We start from the raw sequence: 21,416 nt of genomic DNA, 5'->3' as shown, positions 1-21,416 counted from the left end.
GCCGAAAGTCACTTCCCTGCTCAGGTCTGCGCACTCATCTGCCGCAGCGCCGCCATCAGCCTGCGCGGCTGCAGCGGCTTGAACAGCAGCACCAGTCCGGCCTGCTCGACACGGCGCATCTCGTCGGCGGTGGTGTCGCCGGTGATGACCAGCGCGGGCACCGGCAGCGCACAGCGCCGGCGCACGCTGTCGATCGCGTCCAGGCCGTCCTCGCCGTCGGCCAGATGCAGGTCCGACAGGATCAGGTCGATCGCGCCGTCCGCCTCGCCGGCCAGGGCCAGCGCCTCGCCGATGCCGGCCGCCGTCATCACCTCGTAGCCCCATTCGGACAGCACCGCCGTCAGGCCCTCGCGAATCGCCTCGTCATCGTCGATCACCAGGATGGAGCGGGCCTCGAAGAGCGGCATCGGCACGGTGTCGGCCGCGGCGGTGGCGCGCTCCATCTCGTCGAGCGCGCCGGTGGCGATGCCGATGCGGAACATCGTGCCCCGCCCCGGGCAGGACGCCACGGTCAGCGTGTGGCCCATCAGCCGCACCAGCCGGCGCACGATCGCCAGGCCCAGGCCCAGGCCACGCTGGCGGCGCCGGGCACCCTCGCGGACCTGATAGAACTCGTCGAAGATGCGCGGCAGCTCCTCGGGCGCGATGCCGCTGCCGGTGTCCCAGACCTCGATGTTCGTGTGGGTGCGGGTGCTGCGCGCGACCACCACCACGCCGCCCTCGCGGGTGTGGCGCAGCGCGTTCTGCACCAGATTGCCCAGCACCCGCTCGAGCAGCTGCGGGTCGCTGCGCACCGACTTGCCGCCCGGCGAGAAGCGCAGGCCCAGCCCGGCCGTCTCCGCCAGCCCGGCAAAATGCAGATGCAGCCGACGGAAGACATCGCGCAGCGCGAAATGCTGCAGGTTGACCTCCATCGAGCCGGCCTCGAGCCGCGAGATGTCGAGCATCGCGCCGAAGGACTGGTCCAGCGCCTCGATCGATCGGGTCATGTTGCGCACGATCGAGGCTTCCGGCGTGCCCTGCACCCGCCGCCCCAGCGACGAGACGAACAGGCCCAGCGCATGCATCGGCTGGCGCAGGTCGTGGCTGGCGGTGGCGACGAAGCGATGGGCATCGGCCTGCGCGCGCAGCGCCGCATCGCGCTCGCGCGCCAGCGAGGCGCTCAGGTCGTCCGCCCCAAGACGGGCCCGCATCGCCCGCAGCCAGACTGCTGCCACCTGATGGCGCAGCCACAGCGCCAGCATCGCCGCTGCCGCCAGCGACAGGGCCAGACGCAGCTCGCCGAGGCCGACGCAGACCAGCGCGCAGGCGGCCGCACCCACCGCCGCCATGCTGCCCAGCAGCGGCCAGGCCGCCCAGACCGCCGCCACATACAGGCTGACCAGCACCAGGACCACCACCGCCTCGAGCTCGACCCGGCCGGCCGAGAGCAGGTCGGCCGCCAGCGTGAGCGCGGGCGTCAGCAGCGCCAGCGCCATGCGGCACTGCCAGCGCCGGCGCAGCCGCTGCAGCCGCTCGCGCGGCGCGCCGGCCGCCCGCGCCTGGCGTAGCGCGCGGTGACCGAGCGCGCAGGGCACCAGACCGGCCAGCGCCAGCATCGCGCACAGCAGCACCGCACCGCGCTGCTGCAGCGCGCCCAGCCAGACGGCGCTGACCATCTGCGCCAGGGCCAGCACCAGCAGCACCTCCGGCGCCCGCTCGAAGGCATCGGCAAAGGCCGCATCCTCGAGCCGGCGCCGCACCGAGCGGCGCTCGGCCCGTGCATCCTGCGGCGCCGCCTCCCGCCCCTCGCCAGGACCGACGACGACACGCCGAGCGATCTGCCGCTGCGCCATGCCGGCCCGGTGGCTGCGCTCAGCGGAACAGGCTGATCAGATGCGAGCGCGAGCGCACGTCCAGCGCCAGCAGCAGCGAGGACACATAGTTCTTGACCGTGCCCAGCGACAGCGTGGTGGCGCTGCTGATCTCCTGGTTGGTGCAACCCGACAGCACCAGCTCCAGCACCTCCAGATGCCGCGGCCCCAGCTCGGCGATGCGGTCGTACATCGACGAGCCCGGCAGGCGGGGAAAGAGCCGCTCGGCGGCCAGCGGCAGGCGCGGACGCTCAGGCGGCGGCAGCAGCTCGGCCAGCGCGGACTGCAGCTCCTGCGCCGAGCCGGTCTTGCGCAGATAGCCCTGCGCACCCAGCGCCCGGGCCTGGCGGATGACGAATTCGTCGACCGTGCCGCTGAAGATCAGCACCCGGGCCAGCGGATGCGCCTGCATGAACAGGCGCAGCCCCTGCAGGCCCTTGCAGTCGCTCAGATTGAGATCCAGCAGCACCGCATCGAAGGGCCCGTCGCGGCCGAAGATCCCGATGCCGTCCTGCAGCGAGCCCGCTTCGTGCCACTCGACCGGTCGGCCGTGCAGCCGCGCGCACATGGTGCGCACGCCGATGCGGATGAACTCGTAGTCGTCGATCAGCAGCAGCCGCGCACCGGGGACTTCGGTCCCCAGGCCGACCGCGGCCCTCGTGCCTTCCGCAGGCCGCATGCCCACCACGGCCGCTTCCGCTTCCATGACATCCCGTCCCATCTTGCGCTCCTTCGCTGGTCTGAACCCATTCATGCGGAGACGCAGGTCCCTGTGGCCGGGCGCCTGATCCGTCTCCCCCTGTCTGAATGCCGGACTGGCGGACTGTGTTGAATGTCACGCCACTTCGCATCATCCAAGCAGATGAAAAAACGCGCCGCTGAGCACCCCTCCGCAGGAAACGAGAAATAAGTCACATCTGCCCGAGATCACATTCCTGCATCGGCATGCACGACCCTCGCCCTGCTAGAGCCGAAGCATGGCGCGCTCCATCCTGCACGACCGTTCTATTTCGCGGTTAGGATGCGGCTCCCGTTCCGGACCGCCCTGCCATGCCCGCCCTGTCTCCCCGCCTGGTGCTGATGCTGACCTTGCCGCCGCTGCTGTGGGCCGGCAATGCGGTGGTCGGACGCATGACAGTGCCCCATGTGCCACCGCTGCTGCTCAACGCGATCCGCTGGGCGCTGGTGCTGCTGGTGCTGCTGGTGATCGGCCGCCGGGCGCTCGCCGGTGCGCGCAACCGTGCCGACATCGCCGCACGCTGGCCCTATCTGGCGCTGGTCGGCCTGCTGGGCGTGGGCGCCTACAACGCGCTGCAGTATGTGGCGCTGACCACCTCGACCCCGATCAATGTCACGCTGATCGCCGCGAGCATGCCGCTGTGGATGCTGCTGATCGGCGCGCTCTTCTTCGCGGAGCGGCCGCAGCGCGGCCAGATGATCGGCGCGGCGCTGTCGCTGGCCGGGGTGGCGGTGGTGCTCGGCCGGGGCGATCCGCTGGCGCTGGCCCAGGTGCAGTTCGTCCAGGGCGATCTCTTCATGCTGGCGGCGGCCGCGAGCTGGTCGGGCTACAGCTGGCTGCTGGTGCGTCCGCCCGCGTCGATGCGCGGCGCGGCACGCCCGCAGGTCACCGGTGCGGACGGCCAGCCGCGCGCCTGGGAGTGGCATGAGTTCCTGCTGGTGCAGACGCTCTTCGGCCTGCTCTGGGCCGGCGGTGCGGCCGGCGTGGAGGCGCTGGCCTGGCCTCGCCAGCCCGAGTGGTCGCTGGCGGTGTTCGCCGCGATCGCCTACATCGTCGTCGGTCCGTCGCTGGTGGCCTACGGACTGTGGGGACGGGCGGTGGCCGCGGTGGGGCCGACCACCGCCGGCCTGTTCGTCAACCTGACGCCGCTGTTCGCCGCGCTGCTGTCGACCGCGCTGCTCGGCGAGGCGCCGCACCTGTACCACGCGGCGGCCTTCGTGCTGATCGTCGCCGGCATCGTGGTGTCGTCGAAGCGCTGAAGCGCAGCGCCCGCGCCATTCAGCGCCAGCGCGCCAGCAGCGCCACGCCGGCCAGCACCAGCGCGGTGCCGCCCAGGATCCATGGCGTCATCGGCTCGCCGAGGATGAAGATGCCCATCAGGATGGTGCTCATCGGCCCGACCAGACCGGTCTGCGCCGCCAGCGTCGCGCCCAGCCGCTCGATGCCCATCATCACCAGGATGACCGGCGCGAAGGTGCAGGCGGTGGCATTGAGCAGCGACAGCCACAGCACCGGCGCCGGCACCGCCAGCACCGACTCCAGCGGGCGCAGCAGCAGGAACTGGCCGATGCACAGCAGGCAGGCCACGGTGGTGGCCAGTCCGGTCAGTCGCAGCGCGCCCAGGCGCTGCACCTCCTGGCCGCTCTGCACCAGATAGACCGCATAGCTCAGCGCGCTGCCGAAGACCAGCAGCGTGCCCAGCCCGACGTTCGGCCCCAGATCGTTCAGCTCGTGGCCAAAGACCAGCAGCACGCCGCCATAGCTGACCGCCAGCGCCAGCAGCTGCCGGGCGCTGACCTTGCGGCCATGCAGCAGCACGCCCAGCAGCAGCACCAGCGTCGGGTTGAGATAGAGGATCAGCCGCTCGAGGCTGGCGCTGATGTAGGCCAGGCCGAGAAAGTCGAGAAAGCTGGCGAGGTAGTAGCCCGAGAAGCCCAGGCCGAACACCGCGCCCCAGTCGCGCCGGCTCAGCGCCGGCCGCCCCCGCCCCGACCACCAGGCCAGCGCCAGGAACAGCGGCAGTGCGAACAGCATGCGCAGCATCAGCAGCGTCACCGCATCGGTGCCATGCCGATAGGCCAGCTTGACGATGATGGCCTTGCCGGAAAAGGCGATCGAGCCGATCAGCGCAAACGCCAGGCCGGGCCACAGGGCCGGCCGTCCGGCTGCAGTGCCGGCGATCCGTGAGGAAGGATTCATCGGCGCGGATTCTAGAACCCGCGCCAGCGGGCACCGGATCCGCGATCGAATCGGCTCAGATCAGCTCAAGCCAGATCAGAACTGCAGTTCACGGTCCACATCGACCGCCTTGCGACGGGCCAGCGCCAGGTTGGCGCGCGACTTGTCCAGCACGAAATAGAAGAACATGCCTTCCTGGCGGGCGCAGGGACGAATGATGTGGTACTGCTTGCCCAGCGTGATCAGCACGTCGTCGATGCGATCGTCCAGGCCGAGCTGCTTCATCGTGCGCAGCTTGGCGCGCATCACTTCGGTGTTGCCGGCGGCAGCGATCTCCAGATCGACGCCAGAGCCGGTCGAGCCGAGCATCATGCCGCTCTCCGAGTCGACGAGGGCGGCGCACATCGCGCCGTCGACGGTCATGAGCTGCTCCAGGCTCTGCTTGATGTTGGCCATGTCGAGTTTCCTTCCGTGGTCAGTCAGTGTGAAAAGCGTGAAATCGGGACAGAGAGAAGACAGAGAGCAAAGAGGTGTCGAGTCGCAGGCGCTCATCGCAGGTGACGTCCGGCATGCCGCATCAGGGCCAGACCGCGGCCGGCGCGGTTGCGGGCCTCGAGCTGGGCCAGGATGCAGTCCAGCAGCATCAGCACATCGTCGCGCTCGCGTACATCCACCGGCAGCACCGGAAACACCCGGCCGCGCCGCGCCAGCTCGTCGCCGAAGGCCTGCAGGCCGGGCTCGGGATGCGCCTCGGTCCGGCCGATGCCGATGACGCAGGCGGTGTGCTCGAGCTGCTCGGCAAAGGCATCGAGATAGATGCGCAGATCGGCCAGCGGATCGGGCCGCGAGTTGTCGACCAGGATGATCAGCCCCATCGCCTTGTGGGCCAGGATGGGCCAGAGAAAGTCGAACCGGGTCTGGCCCGGCGTGCCGAACAGGCGCACCCGCACCAGGTCGGCGATCACCACCTCGCCATAGTCCATGCCGACGGTGGTGCGGGCCTTGGCCAGCGAAGGATCCCGGTTGGGCACGTCGGTGACCACCGGCGGCGTGTCGCTGATCGCGGCGATCGCGGTGGTCTTGCCGGCACCGGGCGTGCCGGTGAAGACGATCTTGCAGTCGCGCATCAGAGCAGAGGCCGAACCCGTCGCGCGGACGTCAGCTGCCGATGCCCAGGCGGCGACGGATCAGCCCGAACAGGCTGCCCGGCACCGGCTCGGCGGCGGCGGAATCGGCCGCGGCGACGTCGGCCGCCGCCGAGGCGGACGAGGCGGATTCAGGCGGCAGCACCTCGAGCAGATCGGCACGGTGCATCGCCTGCAGGAAGGCATCGACCTCGACCTCCGGCAGACCCGACAGCGACAGCAGATCCTCACGCTCGAGTGCGGTGGCCGCGATCTGGCTGGCCAGCCGCTGATGCCCCTTGCGGCCCTGCAGCTGCACCGGATCCGGCCAGCGCCGCAGCCGCACCCGCGCGCCCGGCGCCAGCTCCAGCCCAGGACGCGCAGGCGGCCGAGCCACGGGCGCCGGTTCGACGACCACGGTGGCAGCAGTGGCAGTGACGGTCGGAGCGGCGGGCACAGGCGCGGGTGCAGGATCGACCGGGGCCGGCACCCCACGACGAGCCGCAGCCGTCTCGATCAGACCTGGCTCGATCTCCAGCATCAGCGCACTGAACTCCTCGAACTGCAGCGGCCGCTGCAGCGCCAGCGCCCCAGCACGAGCCTGCGCCGCGGCATCGGCGGCAATGCTCAACCGGATCGCACCGGATGCGGCCAAGGCCTCGAAGCCGGATGGATCGACCGCTCCCACCGGCAGCACCAGCAGATCGACCGGCGAGCCCTCCTGTGCCGCCACCCACTCGGCCTGCAGCCGGTTGCGCAGCAGGTTCATGAACAGCTTCAGCGCACCCGCGTCGGCATCACGCAGCTGCCAGGCACGCAACACAAGCCGGGGACGGGAGGAAGACTGAGCGGTATCCGTCATGAAAGCACAGGGAACAATGGAAGCGATGGTGCAGGAAACGCATGAATCCTGTTCGAACTCACCGCATCGGATTGTGATGTTCCGTTTCCAGATTTTTGTGAACAAGAATTGTTTTTACAAAGTCTATCCAGCGCGGGATGAAATTGGCCCCTGCATTCTTGTGACAAATGTCACTTTCACTCGAACCGGGGGGCGACACTCGAAACAGGGTCGGCACAAATGAAAAAACCGCCTCGGCATGCACCGGGCGGTCGGCAGTCTGGCCATTCAGCGCGGGGCGCACAAGGCGCCTCGGGTCGTCACAGCTTCTGCTGCTGCATGAAGTCGTCGAAGCCGGCCTCGGCGAAGCGGAACCACAGGTTCTGATCGGCGCGGAACTTGGCGAAGTCGGTGTAGACCTTCTTCCAGTTCGGATTCTTGGCCGAGAGCTCGCTGTACAGCGCCATCGACTCCTTGAAGGCCGCCTCCATCACGTCCTTCGGGAAGCGGAACAGCTTGGTGCCGCTGGAGACCAGCTGCTTGAGCGCGGCCGGATTCTTCGCGTCGTACTTGGCCTGCATCTCGACATGCGAGTAGGTGGCCGCGGCCTCGACGATGGCCTTGTACTCGGCCGACAGGCTGTTGAAGGCCTTCTGGTTGACGAACAGGTCGATCTGCGGACCGCCCTCCCACCAGGCCGGATAGGCGTAGTTCGGCGCGACCTTGTTGAAGCCGAGCTTCTGGTCGTCGTAGGGACCGATCCACTCGGCCGCGTCGATGGTGCCCTTCTCCAGCGCCTGGTAGATCTCGCCGCCGGGAATGTTCTGCGGCACGCCGCCCAGACGCTCGACCACCTTGCCTGCGAAGCCGCCGACGCGGAACTTCAGGCCCTTCATGTCGGCGATCGACTGCAGCGGCTTGCGGTACCAGCCGCCCATCTGCGCGCCGGTGTTGCCGCAAGGGAAGCTGATGATGCTGTACTGCGCGTAGAACTCGCGCATCAGCTTCAGGCCGTTGCCCTCGAACATCCACGCGGTCATCTGGCGGCTGTTCATGCCGAAGGGAATGGCCGCGCCCAGCGCGAAGGTCTCGTCCTTGCCGAAGAAGTAGTACGGCACGGTGTGGGCGCACTCGACGGTGCCGTTCTGCACGCCATCGACCACGCCGAAGGGGGGCATCAGCTCGCCGCCCGGATGCACCGTGATCTGGAACTTGCCGCCCGACATCTCGGCGACCTTCTTCGCGAAGACATCGCCGCCGCCGTAGATGGTGTCGAGCGACTTCGGGAAGCTCGAGGCCAGGCGCCAGCGGATGTTGGCCTGCGCATGCACCACGGCCGGCGCGGCACCCGCGGCCAGGACGCCGGCCAGGCCGGCATGACGAACAAACGAGCGACGTTCCATGAATCTGTCTCCTGTGTCATCGGCGCTGTCTGCAGCGCCTTCATCACGCGGGTGGCCCGACAGGCCACCGGGGCAGTCGGGCACGGGTGTCCCATTCTAGGAAGAGCGGGACGGTCTGTCGTGCGGGGAATACCCGAGCGACAATCTGGCGCAGCGGTCAGAGCTTCTGCTGCTGCATGAAGTCGTCGAAGCCGGACTCGGCGAAGCGGAACCACAGGTTCTGCTCGGCGCGGAACTTGGCGAAGTCGGTATAGACCTTCTTCCAGTTCGGGTTCTTGGCCGAGAGCTCGCTGTACAGCGCCATCGATTCCTTGAAGGCCGCCTCCATCACGTCCTTCGGGAAGCGGAACAGCTTGGTGCCGCTGGAGACCAGCTGCTTGAGCGCGGCCGGATTCTTCGCGTCGTACTTGGCCTGCATCTCGACATGCGAGTAGGTGGCCGCGGCCTCGACGATGGCCTTGTACTCGGCCGACAGGCTGTTGAAGGCCTTCTGGTTGACGAACAGGTCGATCTGCGGACCGCCCTCCCACCAGGCCGGATAGGCGTAGTTCGGCGCGACCTTGTTGAAGCCGAGCTTCTGGTCGTCGTAGGGACCGATCCACTCGGCCGCGTCGATGGTGCCCTTCTCCAGCGCCTGGTAGATCTCGCCGCCGGGAATGTTCTGCGGCACGCCGCCCAGACGCTCGACCACCTTGCCGGCGAAGCCGCCGACGCGGAACTTCAGGCCCTTCATGTCGGCGATCGACTGCAGCGGCTTGCGGTACCAGCCGCCCATCTGCGCGCCGGTGTTGCCGCAAGGGAAGCTGATGATGCTGTACTGCGCGTAGAACTCGCGCATCAGCTTCAGGCCGTTGCCCTCGAACATCCACGCGGTCATCTGGCGGCTGTTCATGCCGAAGGGAATGGCCGCGCCCAGCGCGAAGGTCTCGTCCTTGCCGAAGAAGTAGTACGGCACGGTGTGGGCGCACTCGACGGTGCCGTTCTGCACGCCATCGACCACGCCGAAGGGGGGCATCAGCTCGCTGCCCGGATGCACCGTGATCTGGAACTTGCCGCCCGACATCTCGGCGACCTTCTTCGCGAAGACATCGCCGCCGCCGTAGATGGTGTCGAGCGACTTCGGGAAGCTCGAGGCCAGGCGCCAGCGGATGTTGGCCTGCGCGTGCACCACGGTCGGCGCAACGCCGGCAGCCAGAACGCCGGCCAGGCCGGCATGACGAACAAACGAGCGACGTTGCATGCGGATGAGTCCTGAAGGGGCGATGTTCTCGAAATCTGTTCTTCTCTCGGGGTCGAGAGCGATTCTAGGAACACCTCTTCGGGATAACCATGAGACTAACCCCTGCGCAGGACTACGTAGGGAGCGGGCTCATGCCGCGGCTGCACCGCCGGGCGCGCCACCAGACACGCCGCCAGACACCCCTTCAGTGGCCAGCCACCATCATCCGGTCGATCAGCACCGAGCCGATGGTGCGGCTACCCGAGGCGTACGCGTCGGCGCCGACCGCGACGATGCCGCGCAGCATGTCGCGCAGGTTGCCGGCGATGGTGATCTCCTCGACCGGATAGGCGATGCGGCCGTTCTCGACCCAGAAGCCGGCGGCGCCGCGCGAGTAGTCGCCGGTGACGTAGTTGACGCCCTGCCCCATCAGCTCGATGACGAACAGGCCGCGGCCGAGCTTGCGGATCATCTCGTCGAGGCTGTCGCCGGCCTGCGTCAGGCGGCTCGACAGGCGCAGGTTCTGCGCGCCGCCGGCGTGGCCGGTGGTCTTCATGCCGAGCTTGCGCGCCGAGTAGCTCGACAGGAAGTAGCCCTGGGTCACGCCGGCCTCGACCACCTGGCGGGCGCGGGTGCGCACGCCCTCGTCGTCGAAGGGCGCGCTGCCCTTGGCCTTCAGGATGTGCGGATCCTCGAGGATGTCGATGTGCTCGGGAAAGACCTGCCGGCCCAGGCTGTCGGCCAGGAAGGTGGTGCGGCGGTAGAGCGCGCCGCCGCTGGTGGCCTGCACGTAGGCGCCGAGCAGGCCGGCGGCCACCGTCGACTCGAACAGCACCGGCACCTCGCCGGTGGCGATCTTGCGGCCCTTCAGGCGCGACAGCGCCCGCTCGGCGGCGTAGCGGCCCACCGCCTCGGGCGAGGCCAGATCGGCCTTGTCGCGTGCCGAGCTGTACCAGGAGTCGCGCTGCATCTGCGCGCCACGTCCGGCGATCGGCGAGACCGACATCGAGTGGCGCGAGCTGGCATAGCCGCCACGGAAGCCCCGGCTGTTGCCGGCGAAGAAGTGCGACTGCTGCGCCGACACGCCCGCGCCGTCGGAATTGGTGATGCGCCGGTCCACGCCCATCGCCGCGGCCTCGCAGCGCAGCGCCATCTCGGCGGCAGCCTCGGCATCGACCTGCCAGGGGTGGAAGAGATCGAGCCGGCATTCGGCCGCCTCGCCCAGCGCGAGATCCTCGGCGTCGGGCAGGCCGGCGGCCGGATCCTCGGCGGTGAAGCGGGCGATGTCGTAGGCCGCCTGCACCGTCTGGCGCAGCGCCTGCGGCGAGAAGTCGGAGGTGCTGGCATTGCCGCGGCGCTGGCCGAGGTAGACGGTCACGCCGACCGCCTTGTCGCGGTTGCGCTCGACATTCTCGAGCCGGCCCTTGCGCACCGACACCGACAGGCCCGAACCCTCGGAGACCTCGACGCCGGCATCGCTGGCGCCGAGCGACTTCGCGATCTCCAGCGTCTGCTCGACCAGGTCGGCGAACTGCGCGCGGCTGTAGGCGAAACCCGCCTCAGGCGCCTGGGCAGGCACGGTCGCGGCAGCCGGAGCTGCAGCCTTCGAACGGGACGGACGGCGGGTCGTGGCGGTCATGGACAGGCGGGGCTGGCGGTGCGAGGGGTGGTCGCTCGTATCATAGCCGTCGTCCCCACCGGGGGCAGCCCGACCCGACCGGTCCCCGAGCCCCCTTCCCACCCATGCACCCGAATTACCACTTCGATCACGACGACGGCGCCGATGACGGCTTCCAGGACGAGGATTTCTCCGGCCGTCCCAGCAAGACGCGGCTGAAGAAGCAGATGCACGATCTGCAGGCCCTGGGCAAGGAGCTCGACGAGATGCCGGCGCACCGCCTGAAGGCGATCGTCGGCATGCCTGAGTCGCTGCTCGACGCGCTGCTCGATCTCAAGCGCATCCGCTCGCACGAGGGCCGCCGGCGCCAGCTGCAGTACATCGGCAAGATCATGCGCGGCATCGATGCCGAGCCGCTGCGCGAGGCGGTGGCCTCCTTCAAGCTGCCCGGCGCCAAGGAAACCCTGGCGCTGCACACCGCCGAGCGCTGGCGCGACCGCCTGATCGCCGAGGACGATGCCTTCACCCAGTGGATGGGCGAGCACCCCGGCACCGACGCGCAGGCGCTGCGCACGCTGATCCGCAACGCGCGCAAGGACCAGGCCACGGCCGCCGCAGCCGCCACCCAGGGCGCGGAGGCCCCGACCGAGCGCAAGGGCCGCGCCTATCGCGAGCTGTTCCAGCAGATCAAGTCCACGCTGGCCGCGGCCGCCGCCGCAGCCGCCCCGCACGACGCCGACGACGACCAGGAAGACGACGATGAGTGAGGCCACCGCCACCGCCCTGCCCCCGCCCGAGCCGCTGCGCATCGGCCTGGTCTCGATCAGCGACCGCGCCAGCAGCGGCGTCTACGAGGACAAGGGCCTGCCGGCGCTGCAGGACTGGATGGCGCGCGCGCTGCACAACCCGGTCACCTGGGTCACCCGGCTGATCCCGGACGAGCAGGAGGGCATCAGCGCGACGCTGCGCGAGCTGGTCGACGTCGAGCGCTGCGACCTGGTGCTGACCACCGGCGGCACCGGCCCGTCGCCGCGCGACGTCACGCCCGAGGCCACGCTGGCGGTGGCCGACAAGGTCATGCCGGGCTTCGGCGAGCAGATGCGCCAGATCAGTCTGCGCTTCGTGCCGACCGCGATCCTGTCGCGCCAGGTGGCGGTGATCCGCGGCCGTGCGCTGATCCTGAACCTGCCGGGCCAGCCGAAGTCCATCGCCGAGACGCTGGAGGGCCTGCCGGGCGCGCAGCCGCCCTGCCCGGGCATCTTCGCCGCGGTGCCCTACTGCATCGACCTGATCGGCGGGCCCTACATCGAGACGCGCGAGTCGGTCGTCAGCGCCTTCCGGCCGAAGACCGCGCGCCGGCCTCAGCGCACCTGAGGCGCGCCGAGCAGGCCGCCGGACTGCGCGATCAGCGCCGCCGGATCGGCGGGCATCGCGTCGATCGTCGTCACCCGCTCGGCACCGATCAGCTGGCCGCCGACCGGATGCCACGGGCTGGTGTCGCGCCAGCCGCTGACGATGCGGTTGTCGGCGCCCAGCGTCACGATGCCGCCGCTGGTCCAGGACGCGCCGATGTCCTGGTCGGTGCGCAGCAGGCGCGACTGCACCGTCGGCGCATAGACCACGATGTTGTTCCAGGCCTGCACCCGCTCCTCGGTCGTCGAGATCTGGAACAGCACCGCCGAGCTGCCGGTCAGCTCGACCAGGTTGTCGTAGAAATGCAGCGTGCCCTTGCGATAGATCGGCTCGCCCCACATCGCGCCGGGCCAGCTGCCGTAGTGGTCGCCGCCGTAGTGGACCGTGGTGCCGGTGTCGCCGCGCTTGATGATGACGTTGCCGTGCACATGGGTCTCGCGGTAGGCCGCGGTGGCCAGCGCGGTCTTCGGGAAATCCTCGGCCTCGACCAGATCCAGCGCGTGCGCGCCCTCCTCGATGCGGTTGTGGCGCACGATCAGCCCGGCCGAGCGGTCCTTGATCGCATTGCCCAGCGCACCCTCGCGCGGCGCGCCGTAGCGGTTGAACTCGATCACCGTGCCCACGCCCTGGGTGTAGGTCGCATGCACCCGGTCGCTGCCCCGGATGCCGTGGCCGTGAATGTGGTTGCCGATCAGGCGCAGGTCCCGGGTGACCGAGGCGCTGTTGTCGTCGGTCGACTTGCTGAACACGCCCATCTGGCAGTCGGCGATCTCGTTGTCGGCCAGGGTGATGTTGCGGCCGCGCTCGATCCAGATGCAGGCGCCGAAGGCCTCGTAGCGGCGGCTGACGCCGTCGACATCGGTGAAGGACAGATCGGGGTGGGCGCGCACGATGCGCAGGCCGTCGATCTGGATGTGCGAGGGCGCCTGGGTCCAGGCGTCGGCCGCGCTGGCCAGCGGCTTGATCAGGATCAGCGAGCGCGCCTGATGCAGCAGGCGGTACTCGGCGCTGCTGCTGTAGCCGCCGGCCAGGGCCGGGCGCGACACCGCGCCGCTGCCGTTGATCGTCGGGCGCTCGCCCGCGGCCGAGCGCACGCCGCACACCCGCACCGGCGCGGCGGCCGTGCCCTGCGCGGCCAGCATGAACTTGCCCCGGTAGGGCTCGGCGCGGTGGAAGATGCGCACCGTGTCGCCGGCCCGCAGCGACTCCCAGGGCACCTGCTCCAGCTCGGTGTAGGTCTGGCCCGGACCGACGCGGTGGTCGGCCCCCAGGCCGGAGGCCTCGCAGGCGCTGAAGGGCTGCAGCGCGCTGCCGCCCGACTCGCCCTGCAGGATGGCCTCCAGCGCCTGGGCCTGCGGCGAGGCGGCCTCGCTGTCCGAGCCGCCCGACAGACAGCCCGCCAGCAGCAGCGGCAGCAATGGCAGCAGCGGCAGCAGGCCGACCGACAGCCGCCGCCCGGCCGCCTTTCCAGGCTTTCCAGTGATCTCCATGCGAAACATCCCGTGTTATTGCAACTGGATGTAACTTAACAAGGAGATCGGCGCGAAGTCTTTCCGGAAACTTTCGGAAGCCTTGCGCCAGGGTCGGGTCAGCGCTCGACCGACCCCAGATCGCGGGCGCTGCCGACGATGCTGCGAGGCTGCGCCCGGCCGGATGCATCGAGCTGCCAGACCGGCTCATGACCGGCCAGCACAAGCGGCCACGGCGCGGCTGCATCGATCACCGCGCTGCCCGCCAGCGGGATCCAGGTCGCCAGGTCGATCGGCGCGCTGCTGCCCGAGATCAGCGCGGCGGTGCCATTGAGCTGCCCCGGCACCGGATGCCAGATGTCCGAATCCTGCCAGCCGCTCGACACCCAGTTGATGCCCAGGTTGACGATGCCCCCGCTGGTCCAGCCGGTGCCCACCTGCTGGGACATGCGCAGATTGCGCTGGGTGACGCTGTCGGCATAGATGACGATGTTGCCGTGCACCTCGGCCGTCTCCTCGGTGGTGGAGAGCTGCAGCAGCCAGGCGGTCTTTCCGCCCAGCTGGAAGGTGTTGTGCTGCAGGTGCAGCGTGCCCTTGCGGTAGATCGGCTCGCCCCAGAGCGCGCCGGGCGAGCTGCCATAGTGGTCGCCGCCATAGTGGATGACGCTGCCGGTGTCGCCGGTCTTGCGGATCTGGTTGCCGATCACATGGGTGGTGCGGTAGGCGGGCAGCGCCAGCGCGGTGACCGGAAAGTCCTCGGCCTCGACCAGGTCGATCGCGTGCGCGCCTTCCTCGATGCGGTTGTAGCGCACCAGCAGCCCGGCCGAGCGGTCCTTGACCGAGTTGCCCAGCGCCCCGGCGCGCAGCGGGCCGTAGTGGTTGAACTCGATCACCGCGCCGATGCTCTGGGTGTAGGTGGTGTGCTCGGTGTAGCTGCCGGCGATGCCGTGGCCGTGCATGTGGTTGCCGGCAATGCGCAGGTTCCGGGTCTGGGCGAACTCGCCGTCATCGGTCGACTTGCTGAAGATCGCCATCTGGCAGTCGCTGATCTCGTTGTCGGCCAGCGTGATGTGGTGGCCGCGCTCGACCCAGATGCAGGCGCCGAAGGGCAGATAGCTCTTCGTGGCGCCGGCGGCGTCGCGGAAGGTGTAGGACGGATGGGCGCGCTGGATCTTCAGTCCGTCGATCTGCACATGCTGCGGATAGGCGGTCCAGCCCTGCGTGGCCAGCGGCTTGATGACGATGACCGAGCGGGCCTGGTGGATGTCGCTGGCGTAGGTGCTGCTGCCATAGGCCGAGGCCAGCGCGGCGCGGGTGGTGGCGCCGTTGCCGTCGATCACCGGCCGCGCGCCGTCGGCCGCGCGCACGCCGCAGATGCGCACCGGCGCATCGGCCGTGCCCTGCGCGGCGATCAGGAACTTGCCGGCATAGGGCGTCGCCGACGGAAAGATGCGCACCGTGTCGCCGGCCTTCAGGCCCTCCCAGGGCACCTGGTCGAGTGCGGTGTAGGCCTGCCCCGGGCCGACCGGATAGTCGATGCCCTTGCCGGAAGGAAGGCACGGCGGCATGTCCACCAGTGCGGGTGGCACCGGTGCCGGGGCGGGTGCGGGTGCCGGAGCGGGTGCCGGAGCGGGAGCAGTCTTGCCCTTGCCCCCGCCACCACCCGCTTTTCCGGTGGTCTTGGCCGCCATCAGCTGCGCCAGCGGCGCGTCGGTGGCGGCACCGTTCTCGCCACCGCCGCAGCCGGCCAGCAGCGCCGCCGCACCGGCGAGCAGCATGGCCAGCCGGTCGAGCCGATGCGAGCGGGAAGCGGCCCTGCATGACGAGCCAGGAAGAGGATGAGACATGAGCACGACTCCAGGTGGCCGCCCCCCACGGACGACCTGAAGCTCATGCTATGAGCCGATCTGGCAAAAACGAAGGCAGGGGTTCACGCGCCGAGCCCCCGAAATCACGGGGGTGGCCGCGCAGGCGGCTCCTCTGGCGTGACAGGCTGCGCGACAGCGCGGCCGCGCTACTTGACCAGCCGGTTCAGCCGCTCGGCGTCGAACTGCTCGGTGCGGTGCGCCTCGTCGGGCACGCAAGGGTCGGCCGGCAGCTCGCGGGCGCGCGCCGAGAGCTTCTCGATCGCCTGCCACAGCAGCGCGATCTGGTGCTCGTGGCTGGAGGCGTTGTCGATCAGGCCCTTCATCGCCTGCGCGACCGGATCCTCGCCCTGCGTCACGCCGTAGGCGGAGAAGCCCATGCGCGCGGCCGCGGCCTCGCGCTGGGCGTCCTGCTGCGCGGCGATGATGCGCGCCGGGTTGCCCACCGCAGTGGCGCCGTCGGGCACCGGCTTGGTCACCACCGCGCCGGAGCCCACGCGGGCGCCGTCGCCCACCGTGAAGCCGCCGAGCACGCAGGCATTGGCGCCGACGATCACGCCGCGGCCCAGCGTCGGGTGGCGCTTGGCGCCCTTGACCAGCGAGGTGCCGCCCAGCGTCACGCCCTGGTAGATGGTGCAGTCGTCGCCGACCTCGGCCATCTCGCCGATGACGATGCCCATGCCGTGGTCGATGAAGACGCGCCGGCCGAAGGTGGCGCCGGGGTGGATCTCGATGCCGGTCAGGAAGCGGCCCCAGTGCGACAGCCAGCGGCCCAGCCACTTGAAGTCGCGCACCCAGAACCAGTGCGCCAGACGCTGGATCCACAGCGCGTGCAGGCCCGGATAACAGGTCAGCACCTCCAGGCGCGAGCGGGCGGCCGGATCGCGTTCGAGGATGCAGTCGATGTCTTCTTTCAGGCGGCTGAACATGGCGGACTCGTGACGAGCTTCGGGAGGCGGCGCCGCAGCGTCGCCGACGAAAGCGAAGTGTAGGACGCGCGCCGATTTTCAGCCGCGACGCAGGATCTCGCGGGCGATGCCGCGCAGGATGCTGATCTCCTCGAGCGTCGGCTCGGCGCGGTTGAGCAGCTGGTTCAGGCGCGGCATCAGCTTGCGCGGCACCTTCGGATCGAGAAAGCCCAGATGCACCAGCGCCTGCTCCCAGTGGCCGAGCGCGCCCTGCACCGCGTCGATGCCGGCGCGAGCGGCGTCGCGGGTGCGCGGCACCACCGGGAAGCCACCCAGCGCCTGACGCCACTCGTAGGCCAGCAGCTGAACCGCCTGCGCCAGGTTCAGCGAGCCGTAGTCGGGATTCGTCGGGATGGAGAGGCAGACATGGCAGCGGTAGACATCCTCGTTCGACAGCCCGAAGCGCTCGCTGCCGAACACGAAGGCGATCTTGTCGGGCCGCGCGGCCAGGCGCTCGAAGCAGGCGCGCGGCGCCTCCACCGGCGGGCCGAAGTCGCGCGGCGTCATCGCGGTGGCGCAGGCGATCTGCACGCCCTCGAGCGCCTCGTCCAGCGTCGCGACGATGCGCGCGCGCACCAGGATGTCGGCCGCGCCGCTGGCCATGGCCACCGTCTCCTCCTGGCTGAGCACGTCCCCGAAGCGCGGGGCCACCAGCACCAGCTCTGAAAATCCCATCACCTTCATCGCGCGGGCGGTGGAGCCGACATTGCCGGGGTGGCTGGTGCGGACCAGCACGAAACGGGTCGAGTCGGGAGCGGCAGACACGGGAGAAGACCTTTCAGGCGCCGTTTTCCGGCGCGGACATCGTAGAATGACCGGTTATCTTAGGCGTTGCAGGCCAGCGTGGCCGCGCAGAACCCGCGCCCCGCTCTTTCCTTCCGCCAGCCCCTCGCCCCTTTCATTCGCCACTCGTCGAACCGAGTTCCGGAGCCGCATTCCCATGTCGCAAGCCTCTTTGCACCCCATGCTCAACATCGCCATCAAGGCCGCGCGCGCGGCCGGGGCGATCATCAACCGGGCCAGCCTCGACGTCGAGCGACTGACCGTGACCAGCAAGGGGCCCAACGACTTCGTCACCGAGGTCGACCAGGCGGCAGAGCAGGCGATCATCGACACCATCCGCCAGGCCTATCCGGGCCACGGCTTCCTGGCCGAGGAATCGGGCCGCTCGCAGGGCGCTCAGCACAGCGACTTCGTCTGGATCATCGATCCGCTGGACGGCACCACCAACTTCATCCACGGCTTCCCGCAGTACGCGGTGTCGATCGCGCTGGCCTTCAAGGGCAAGGTCGAGCAGGCGGTCGTCTACGACCCGAGCCGCAACGATCTGTTCTACGCCACCAAGGGCCGGGGCGCCTACCTCAACGACAAGCGCATCCGCGTCTCCAAGCGCATCCGCCTGGCCGACTCGCTGATCGGCACCGGATTTCCCTTCCGCAAGGGCGACAACTTCAAGCGCTACCTGAAGATCATGGAAGAGCTGATGCCCGCCTGCGCCGGCCTGCGCCGCCCGGGCGCGGCCGCGCTGGACCTGTGCTATGTCGCGGCCGGCTGGTATGACGGCTTCTTCGAGACCGGCCTGAGCCCGTGGGACATCGCCGCCGGCTCGCTGATCGTGACCGAAGCGGGCGGCCTGATCGGCAACTTCACCGGCGAGGCCGACTACCTCTACCAGCGCGAGGTGATCGCCGCCACGCCCAAGGTCTACGGCCAGCTGGTGCAGATCCTCACCCCCTTCACCCGCATCATCAAGGAAGACGAGCCGGAAGCGCCGGTGGTCGAGGCCGCTCCGAAGGCCCGCAAGCCGCGCGTCAAGAAGGCCGAGGCCGAAGGCGCCGACGGCGTGCCCGCCACGCCGACCCGCACCGTGCGCAAGGCCGCCCCGACGCAGCCGGGCAAGCTGGTGCCGCTCGACGAATACCTGGCCGCCACCCAGCCCGAGCTGGAGGCCGAAGCGCCGAAGGCCGAGCTGCCGATCGATGTGCCGCTGTCGCCGGCCGCCGCGCTGGCCGCCGCCTTCGAGCCGATGCCCGAGGAAGCCGCAGCGGCGCCGGTCGTGATCCGCAAGGCCCCGACCCGCATCCGCAAGGAAGACATGCCGCCGAAGGAAGAGGCACCGACGGAAGCCCCGCGCCGCGGCCGCCGCCGCGACGGCGACGCGCCGTTCTGAGCCCCAGGCCGGGTCAGCCCGCGAAGACCCGGAAGCGGCCTGCGTCATGCGCGGCCGCATAGGCCGCCCAGTCCTGCTCGACCTGCAGCGCCATCGTCTCGGCGGTGTCGAGCATCGACGCGTGCCAGTCCTGGCGCTCGCCGAAGGCGATCAGCGCGTCCGCGGTCGCCGAGCCGCCCTGCCCGCCCGAGCGCAGCTGCGCCCAGGCCAGCAGCCGGCCCAGCGTCGCGGCGAAGTCGCGCAGCGCCTCGCCGGAGGTGGTGGCGCGGTCGAGCGAGACCCGGTCCTCGGTGGGCTGCAGCTCGCGCAGCACGCAGGGCATGTCGCCCAGGCGCACCGCATGCAGCCAGGCCATCGGCACCGCCTGCAGCCGCTGCTGCAGCGTGACGATGCGGGTGGCCGCATCGGGCCAGACCGGCTGCGCCACGCCATGCGCCGGCAGCAGCGCCTCCAGCGACGAGGGCACCGCCTGCTTCAGGTCCAGCAGGCGCTGGCCGCTGTCTCCGCCCTCGCCCTGCACCAGCACCACCCAGCGCGCCAGCCCGAGCGAGCCGGTGCCGGCCACCCGACGCTCGACATCGAGCACCCGGAAGAAGTCCGGATCGGGCTGCGTCGCCGCGAAGCCCGCCATGAAGGCGCACACCTGCTGCTGCTCGGCCTCGGACGCCTTCAGCGCGCGCTTGCCGTCGACCTTCAGCCGGCGCGAGGCGCCGCGCCCGCTGCTGCGCTTGTCGAGAAACGCCTCGGCATCGCGGCGGCGCAGCTGGTCGAGCAGCTCGCGCACCACGCCGTCGGCCACATCGCGCTCGATCCAGAAGGCCTTGCCGCGCCGCAGCGCCTGCACATAGGCCTGCAGCGTGGTGCGGCACAGCGCCCGCGCGGCCTCGGCGTCGATCTCCAGCGTGTCGGCGCCCACCCGCAGGCTGGCGAGCAGCCGCAGCAGGTCCCAGCTCGCCGGCGCCAGCGCCGACTCGTCGAAGTCGTTGATGTCGAAGTAGGTCTGGAGGTTGTCGCCCTCGTAGCTGCCGACGTTCTCGAAATGCAGGTCGCCGCAGCTCCAGACCGCCGGCGCGCCGTCCGGCCCCGCCTCGAACAGCGCCAGCCCGGCCGGCAGCCGCTGCCAGAACAGAGGACAGGTCGCGCGCAGGAAGACGAAGGCGCTCTCGCGCATGCGGTCGTACTTGCGCTGCAGGCGCTCGGGCTCGCGGCCGGCGTTGTGCGCGAGGATCTGGTGAATGATGTCCATGCAGCATCGTAAGCCGCCGCATGCCCACCGCGCACTGCCGCTTGCCGACGGCACGGGCATCGGCGACATTTGCCATTCGCGAATTGCGAATCGACAATTGCCGACAGCCTTCTGCCCTGCCGATGGACCTGAAACCCCAAGATCTCATGGTGCTGCTGAAAGTGGCGGCACACCCGTCTCGACACTGGACCTACGCCGCGCTGGGCGAAGCCCTGGGCATGAGCGCCTCGGAGACCCACGCCAGCGTGAAGCGGGCAGTCGCCTCCGGCCTGGCGGTCGCGACGGCACGCGGCGAATGGACCCCGATCCGGCCGAACCTGCTGGAGTTCGTGCTGCACGGGGCGCGCTATGTCTGGCCCGCGACGATGGGACCGGTCAAGCGTGGCGTGCCCACATCGATCGGCATGGAGCCGCTGGCCAGCCAGATGCGGGTGGCACCAGGCGATGCACCGGTATGGGCTCACCCGACCGGCAGCGCCAAAGGGCCGACGCTCTCGCCGCTCTACCGGAGCGCCCCCCTGGCCGCCCTGACCGACCCAGCGCTGCATCGCCTGCTGGCGCTGCTGGACGCCTTGCGGACCGGACGGGCACGCGAGCGCACGCTGGCCGCCCAGCTGATGGAGGCCGAACTGACCCATCCCGTCCAGGAGCGTGCCGATGCGCGTCCATGACCCGAACCTGCCGGCCCTGCGCCAGGTCGCCGAGGCGCTGGCCGACAGCGTGCGCGCCACCCGGGACGTCGATGCGGTGGTGAATTCCAGCCGAGCCCTGTTCCACCGCATCGAGGCAGCCGTCGCCGAGCGCGGCTTCGCCCGGGACATCGGCAGCGACGTGATCTGCCGCTGGGTCCACAAGGCGTCCGGGGTGCTCTTCGACCTGATGCCGGTGCAGCCGGACGTGCTGGGCTTCTCGAACCGCTGGTATGCCTACGCGGTGGAAAGCGCCCGACCGGCAGACCTGGGCTCAGGCATCACGATCCGGCTGGTCAGCGCCATGGCCTTCATCGCGACCAAGCTCGAGGCCTTCTCGAGTCGCGGCGGCGGCGACTTCCTGAGCAGCCACGACCTCGAGGATGTGCTGAACATCGTCGACGGGCGCGAAGAACTCCTTGTCGAGATGGCCGGCGCGCCCGCCGAACTGCAGCAAGCCGTGGCGATCGCGTTCGGCACGCTGCTGCAGGATGGCGACTTCGCGAACGTGCTGCCCGGCCTGCTGACCGAGCCGGAGCGAGCGGACCTCGTGATGGAGCGGCTGAAGGCCTTGGCCTCGCGCCGATGCGCCTTCTGAAGCCCGCTCGCTAAGATGGCGGG

Annotated in this window: 20 protein-coding genes and 1 pseudogene; 6 read left to right on the top strand and 15 right to left on the bottom strand. The window is 69.9% G+C overall.

All coding sequences use genetic code 11. The annotated features are described in order from the left end of the window. Nucleotides 1-20 precede the first annotated feature (20 nt). Entirely contained in the window at nt 21-1,835 is a 1,815-nt protein-coding gene (locus NFT33_RS04260) for an ATP-binding protein (RefSeq protein ID WP_251673414.1), read from the bottom strand. A 19-nt stretch (nt 1,836-1,854) separates the two neighbouring features. Next, complete coding sequence (locus NFT33_RS04255) at nt 1,855-2,574, bottom strand: response regulator transcription factor (RefSeq protein WP_180692979.1); 720 nt, start codon at nt 2,572-2,574, stop codon at nt 1,855-1,857. Nucleotides 2,575-2,903: 329 nt separating this feature from the next. On the opposite strand from NFT33_RS04255, the gene NFT33_RS04250 reads away from it, so the two are divergent. After that, complete coding sequence (locus NFT33_RS04250) at nt 2,904-3,851, top strand: DMT family transporter (RefSeq protein ID WP_149502761.1); 948 nt, start codon at nt 2,904-2,906, stop codon at nt 3,849-3,851. A 19-nt stretch (nt 3,852-3,870) separates the two neighbouring features. Here the strand turns inward: NFT33_RS04250 and NFT33_RS04245 are convergent, their stop codons facing one another. The 8 genes from NFT33_RS04245 to pmbA all read right to left on the bottom strand — a co-directional run bounded on the left by NFT33_RS04245 (nt 3,871) and on the right by pmbA (nt 10,996). Continuing rightward, nucleotides 3,871-4,791, bottom strand: a complete 921-nt coding sequence (locus tag NFT33_RS04245; protein ID WP_149502760.1) for a DMT family transporter — start codon at nt 4,789-4,791, stop codon at nt 3,871-3,873. 75 nt (nt 4,792-4,866) lie between these two features. Further along, nucleotides 4,867-5,226, bottom strand: coding sequence for a hypothetical protein (locus NFT33_RS04240; RefSeq protein ID WP_251673412.1), 360 nt, complete (start codon nt 5,224-5,226; stop codon nt 4,867-4,869). 92 nt (nt 5,227-5,318) lie between these two features. Next, nucleotides 5,319-5,897, bottom strand: a complete 579-nt coding sequence (locus tag NFT33_RS04235) for a GTP-binding protein (protein WP_220785160.1) — start codon at nt 5,895-5,897, stop codon at nt 5,319-5,321. Between the two features lie 31 nt (nt 5,898-5,928). Then, the gene (locus NFT33_RS04230; protein ID WP_251673410.1) at nt 5,929-6,714 is read right to left on the bottom strand and encodes a hypothetical protein; all 786 of its coding nucleotides are present in this window, start codon (nt 6,712-6,714) and stop codon (nt 5,929-5,931) included. A 100-nt stretch (nt 6,715-6,814) separates the two neighbouring features. Next, nucleotides 6,815-7,039 (bottom strand): hypothetical protein, encoded by a 225-nt coding sequence (locus tag NFT33_RS04225; protein WP_251673408.1) that lies wholly within the window; start codon nt 7,037-7,039, stop codon nt 6,815-6,817. 16 nt (nt 7,040-7,055) lie between these two features. Beyond that, a complete protein-coding gene (locus NFT33_RS04220; RefSeq protein ID WP_251673406.1) occupies nt 7,056-8,138 on the bottom strand; it encodes a TRAP transporter substrate-binding protein in 1,083 nt (360 codons plus the stop codon). A 157-nt stretch (nt 8,139-8,295) separates the two neighbouring features. Continuing rightward, a complete protein-coding gene (locus NFT33_RS04215) occupies nt 8,296-9,378 on the bottom strand; it encodes a TRAP transporter substrate-binding protein (RefSeq protein ID WP_251673404.1) in 1,083 nt (360 codons plus the stop codon). 184 nt (nt 9,379-9,562) lie between these two features. Further along, the gene (pmbA, locus tag NFT33_RS04210) at nt 9,563-10,996 is read right to left on the bottom strand and encodes a metalloprotease PmbA (protein WP_251673402.1); all 1,434 of its coding nucleotides are present in this window, start codon (nt 10,994-10,996) and stop codon (nt 9,563-9,565) included. A 104-nt stretch (nt 10,997-11,100) separates the two neighbouring features. Here pmbA and yjgA point away from each other — a divergent pair, with 104 nt between their 5' ends. Both yjgA and mog read left to right on the top strand, forming a co-directional pair. After that, entirely contained in the window at nt 11,101-11,742 is a 642-nt protein-coding gene (gene yjgA, locus NFT33_RS04205) for a ribosome biogenesis factor YjgA (RefSeq protein ID WP_251673400.1), read from the top strand. After that, nucleotides 11,735-12,349, top strand: a complete 615-nt coding sequence (mog, locus tag NFT33_RS04200; RefSeq protein WP_251673398.1) for a molybdopterin adenylyltransferase — start codon at nt 11,735-11,737, stop codon at nt 12,347-12,349. Before yjgA ends, mog begins: the two co-directional genes overlap by 8 nt. Here the strand turns inward: mog and NFT33_RS04195 are convergent. The 4 genes from NFT33_RS04195 to NFT33_RS04180 all read right to left on the bottom strand — a co-directional run bounded on the left by NFT33_RS04195 (nt 12,337) and on the right by NFT33_RS04180 (nt 17,455). After that, nucleotides 12,337-13,878, bottom strand: a complete 1,542-nt coding sequence (locus NFT33_RS04195; RefSeq protein WP_251673396.1) for a right-handed parallel beta-helix repeat-containing protein — start codon at nt 13,876-13,878, stop codon at nt 12,337-12,339. The two genes, mog and NFT33_RS04195, sit on opposite strands and share 13 nt — an antisense overlap. Nucleotides 13,879-13,976: 98 nt before the next feature. After that, nucleotides 13,977-15,704 carry a right-handed parallel beta-helix repeat-containing protein gene (locus NFT33_RS04190; RefSeq protein WP_251673394.1) on the bottom strand — a complete coding sequence of 576 codons (1,728 nt, stop codon included), beginning with the start codon at nt 15,702-15,704 and terminating at the stop codon, nt 13,977-13,979. 167 nt (nt 15,705-15,871) lie between these two features. Continuing rightward, nucleotides 15,872-16,651, bottom strand: a complete 780-nt coding sequence (gene cysE / locus NFT33_RS04185) for a serine O-acetyltransferase (protein ID WP_220786336.1) — start codon at nt 16,649-16,651, stop codon at nt 15,872-15,874. A gap of 78 nt (nt 16,652-16,729) precedes the next feature. Then, nucleotides 16,730-17,455, bottom strand: a complete 726-nt coding sequence (locus NFT33_RS04180; protein ID WP_220786335.1) for an RNA methyltransferase — start codon at nt 17,453-17,455, stop codon at nt 16,730-16,732. A gap of 175 nt (nt 17,456-17,630) precedes the next feature. Between NFT33_RS04180 and NFT33_RS04175 the strand changes: the two are divergent. After that, a pseudogene (locus tag NFT33_RS04175) lies at nt 17,631-18,488 on the top strand (inositol monophosphatase family protein); the annotation flags it as partial. A gap of 385 nt (nt 18,489-18,873) precedes the next feature. Here NFT33_RS04175 and NFT33_RS04170 read toward each other — a convergent pair. Beyond that, nucleotides 18,874-20,106: a DUF2252 domain-containing protein gene (locus NFT33_RS04170; protein ID WP_251673392.1), complete on the bottom strand. Its 1,233-nt coding sequence runs from the start codon at nt 20,104-20,106 to the stop codon at nt 18,874-18,876. A gap of 146 nt (nt 20,107-20,252) precedes the next feature. Here NFT33_RS04170 and NFT33_RS04165 point away from each other — a divergent pair, with 146 nt between their 5' ends. Both NFT33_RS04165 and NFT33_RS04160 read left to right on the top strand, forming a co-directional pair. Further along, entirely contained in the window at nt 20,253-20,777 is a 525-nt protein-coding gene (locus NFT33_RS04165; RefSeq protein ID WP_251673390.1) for a hypothetical protein, read from the top strand. Continuing rightward, nucleotides 20,764-21,393 carry a hypothetical protein gene (locus NFT33_RS04160; RefSeq protein ID WP_251673387.1) on the top strand — a complete coding sequence of 210 codons (630 nt, stop codon included), beginning with the start codon at nt 20,764-20,766 and terminating at the stop codon, nt 21,391-21,393. Before NFT33_RS04165 ends, NFT33_RS04160 begins: the two co-directional genes overlap by 14 nt. Nucleotides 21,394-21,416 lie beyond the last annotated feature (23 nt).

The sequence above is a fragment of the Sphaerotilus sp. FB-3 genome, assembly GCF_023706025.1.
Lineage (GTDB): Bacteria > Pseudomonadota > Gammaproteobacteria > Burkholderiales > Burkholderiaceae_C > Sphaerotilus > Sphaerotilus sulfidivorans.
Note: the sequence above shows the minus strand (reverse complement) of the source record. Positions and strands in the feature narration are given on the sequence as shown.

What these genes read in the sequence shown, in the direction of transcription:
- NFT33_RS04260 (WP_251673414.1), bottom strand. Translation starts at nt 1,835, where the DNA reads ATGGCGCAGCGGCAGATCGCTCGGCGTGTCGTCGTCGGTCCTGGCGAG.
- NFT33_RS04255 (WP_180692979.1), bottom strand. Translation starts at nt 2,574, where the DNA reads ATGGGACGGGATGTCATGGAAGCGGAAGCGGCCGTGGTGGGCATGCGG.
- NFT33_RS04250 (WP_149502761.1), top strand. Translation starts at nt 2,904, where the DNA reads ATGCCCGCCCTGTCTCCCCGCCTGGTGCTGATGCTGACCTTGCCGCCG.
- NFT33_RS04245 (WP_149502760.1), bottom strand. Translation starts at nt 4,791, where the DNA reads ATGAATCCTTCCTCACGGATCGCCGGCACTGCAGCCGGACGGCCGGCC.
- NFT33_RS04240 (WP_251673412.1), bottom strand. Translation starts at nt 5,226, where the DNA reads ATGGCCAACATCAAGCAGAGCCTGGAGCAGCTCATGACCGTCGACGGC.
- NFT33_RS04235 (WP_220785160.1), bottom strand. Translation starts at nt 5,897, where the DNA reads ATGCGCGACTGCAAGATCGTCTTCACCGGCACGCCCGGTGCCGGCAAG.
- NFT33_RS04220 (WP_251673406.1), bottom strand. Translation starts at nt 8,138, where the DNA reads ATGGAACGTCGCTCGTTTGTTCGTCATGCCGGCCTGGCCGGCGTCCTG.
- NFT33_RS04215 (WP_251673404.1), bottom strand. Translation starts at nt 9,378, where the DNA reads ATGCAACGTCGCTCGTTTGTTCGTCATGCCGGCCTGGCCGGCGTTCTG.
- pmbA (WP_251673402.1), bottom strand. Translation starts at nt 10,996, where the DNA reads ATGACCGCCACGACCCGCCGTCCGTCCCGTTCGAAGGCTGCAGCTCCG.
- yjgA (WP_251673400.1), top strand. Translation starts at nt 11,101, where the DNA reads ATGCACCCGAATTACCACTTCGATCACGACGACGGCGCCGATGACGGC.
- mog (WP_251673398.1), top strand. Translation starts at nt 11,735, where the DNA reads ATGAGTGAGGCCACCGCCACCGCCCTGCCCCCGCCCGAGCCGCTGCGC.
- NFT33_RS04195 (WP_251673396.1), bottom strand. Translation starts at nt 13,878, where the DNA reads ATGGAGATCACTGGAAAGCCTGGAAAGGCGGCCGGGCGGCGGCTGTCG.
- NFT33_RS04190 (WP_251673394.1), bottom strand. Translation starts at nt 15,704, where the DNA reads ATGTCTCATCCTCTTCCTGGCTCGTCATGCAGGGCCGCTTCCCGCTCG.
- cysE (WP_220786336.1), bottom strand. Translation starts at nt 16,651, where the DNA reads ATGTTCAGCCGCCTGAAAGAAGACATCGACTGCATCCTCGAACGCGAT.
- NFT33_RS04170 (WP_251673392.1), bottom strand. Translation starts at nt 20,106, where the DNA reads ATGGACATCATTCACCAGATCCTCGCGCACAACGCCGGCCGCGAGCCC.
- NFT33_RS04165 (WP_251673390.1), top strand. Translation starts at nt 20,253, where the DNA reads ATGGTGCTGCTGAAAGTGGCGGCACACCCGTCTCGACACTGGACCTAC.
- NFT33_RS04160 (WP_251673387.1), top strand. Translation starts at nt 20,764, where the DNA reads ATGCGCGTCCATGACCCGAACCTGCCGGCCCTGCGCCAGGTCGCCGAG.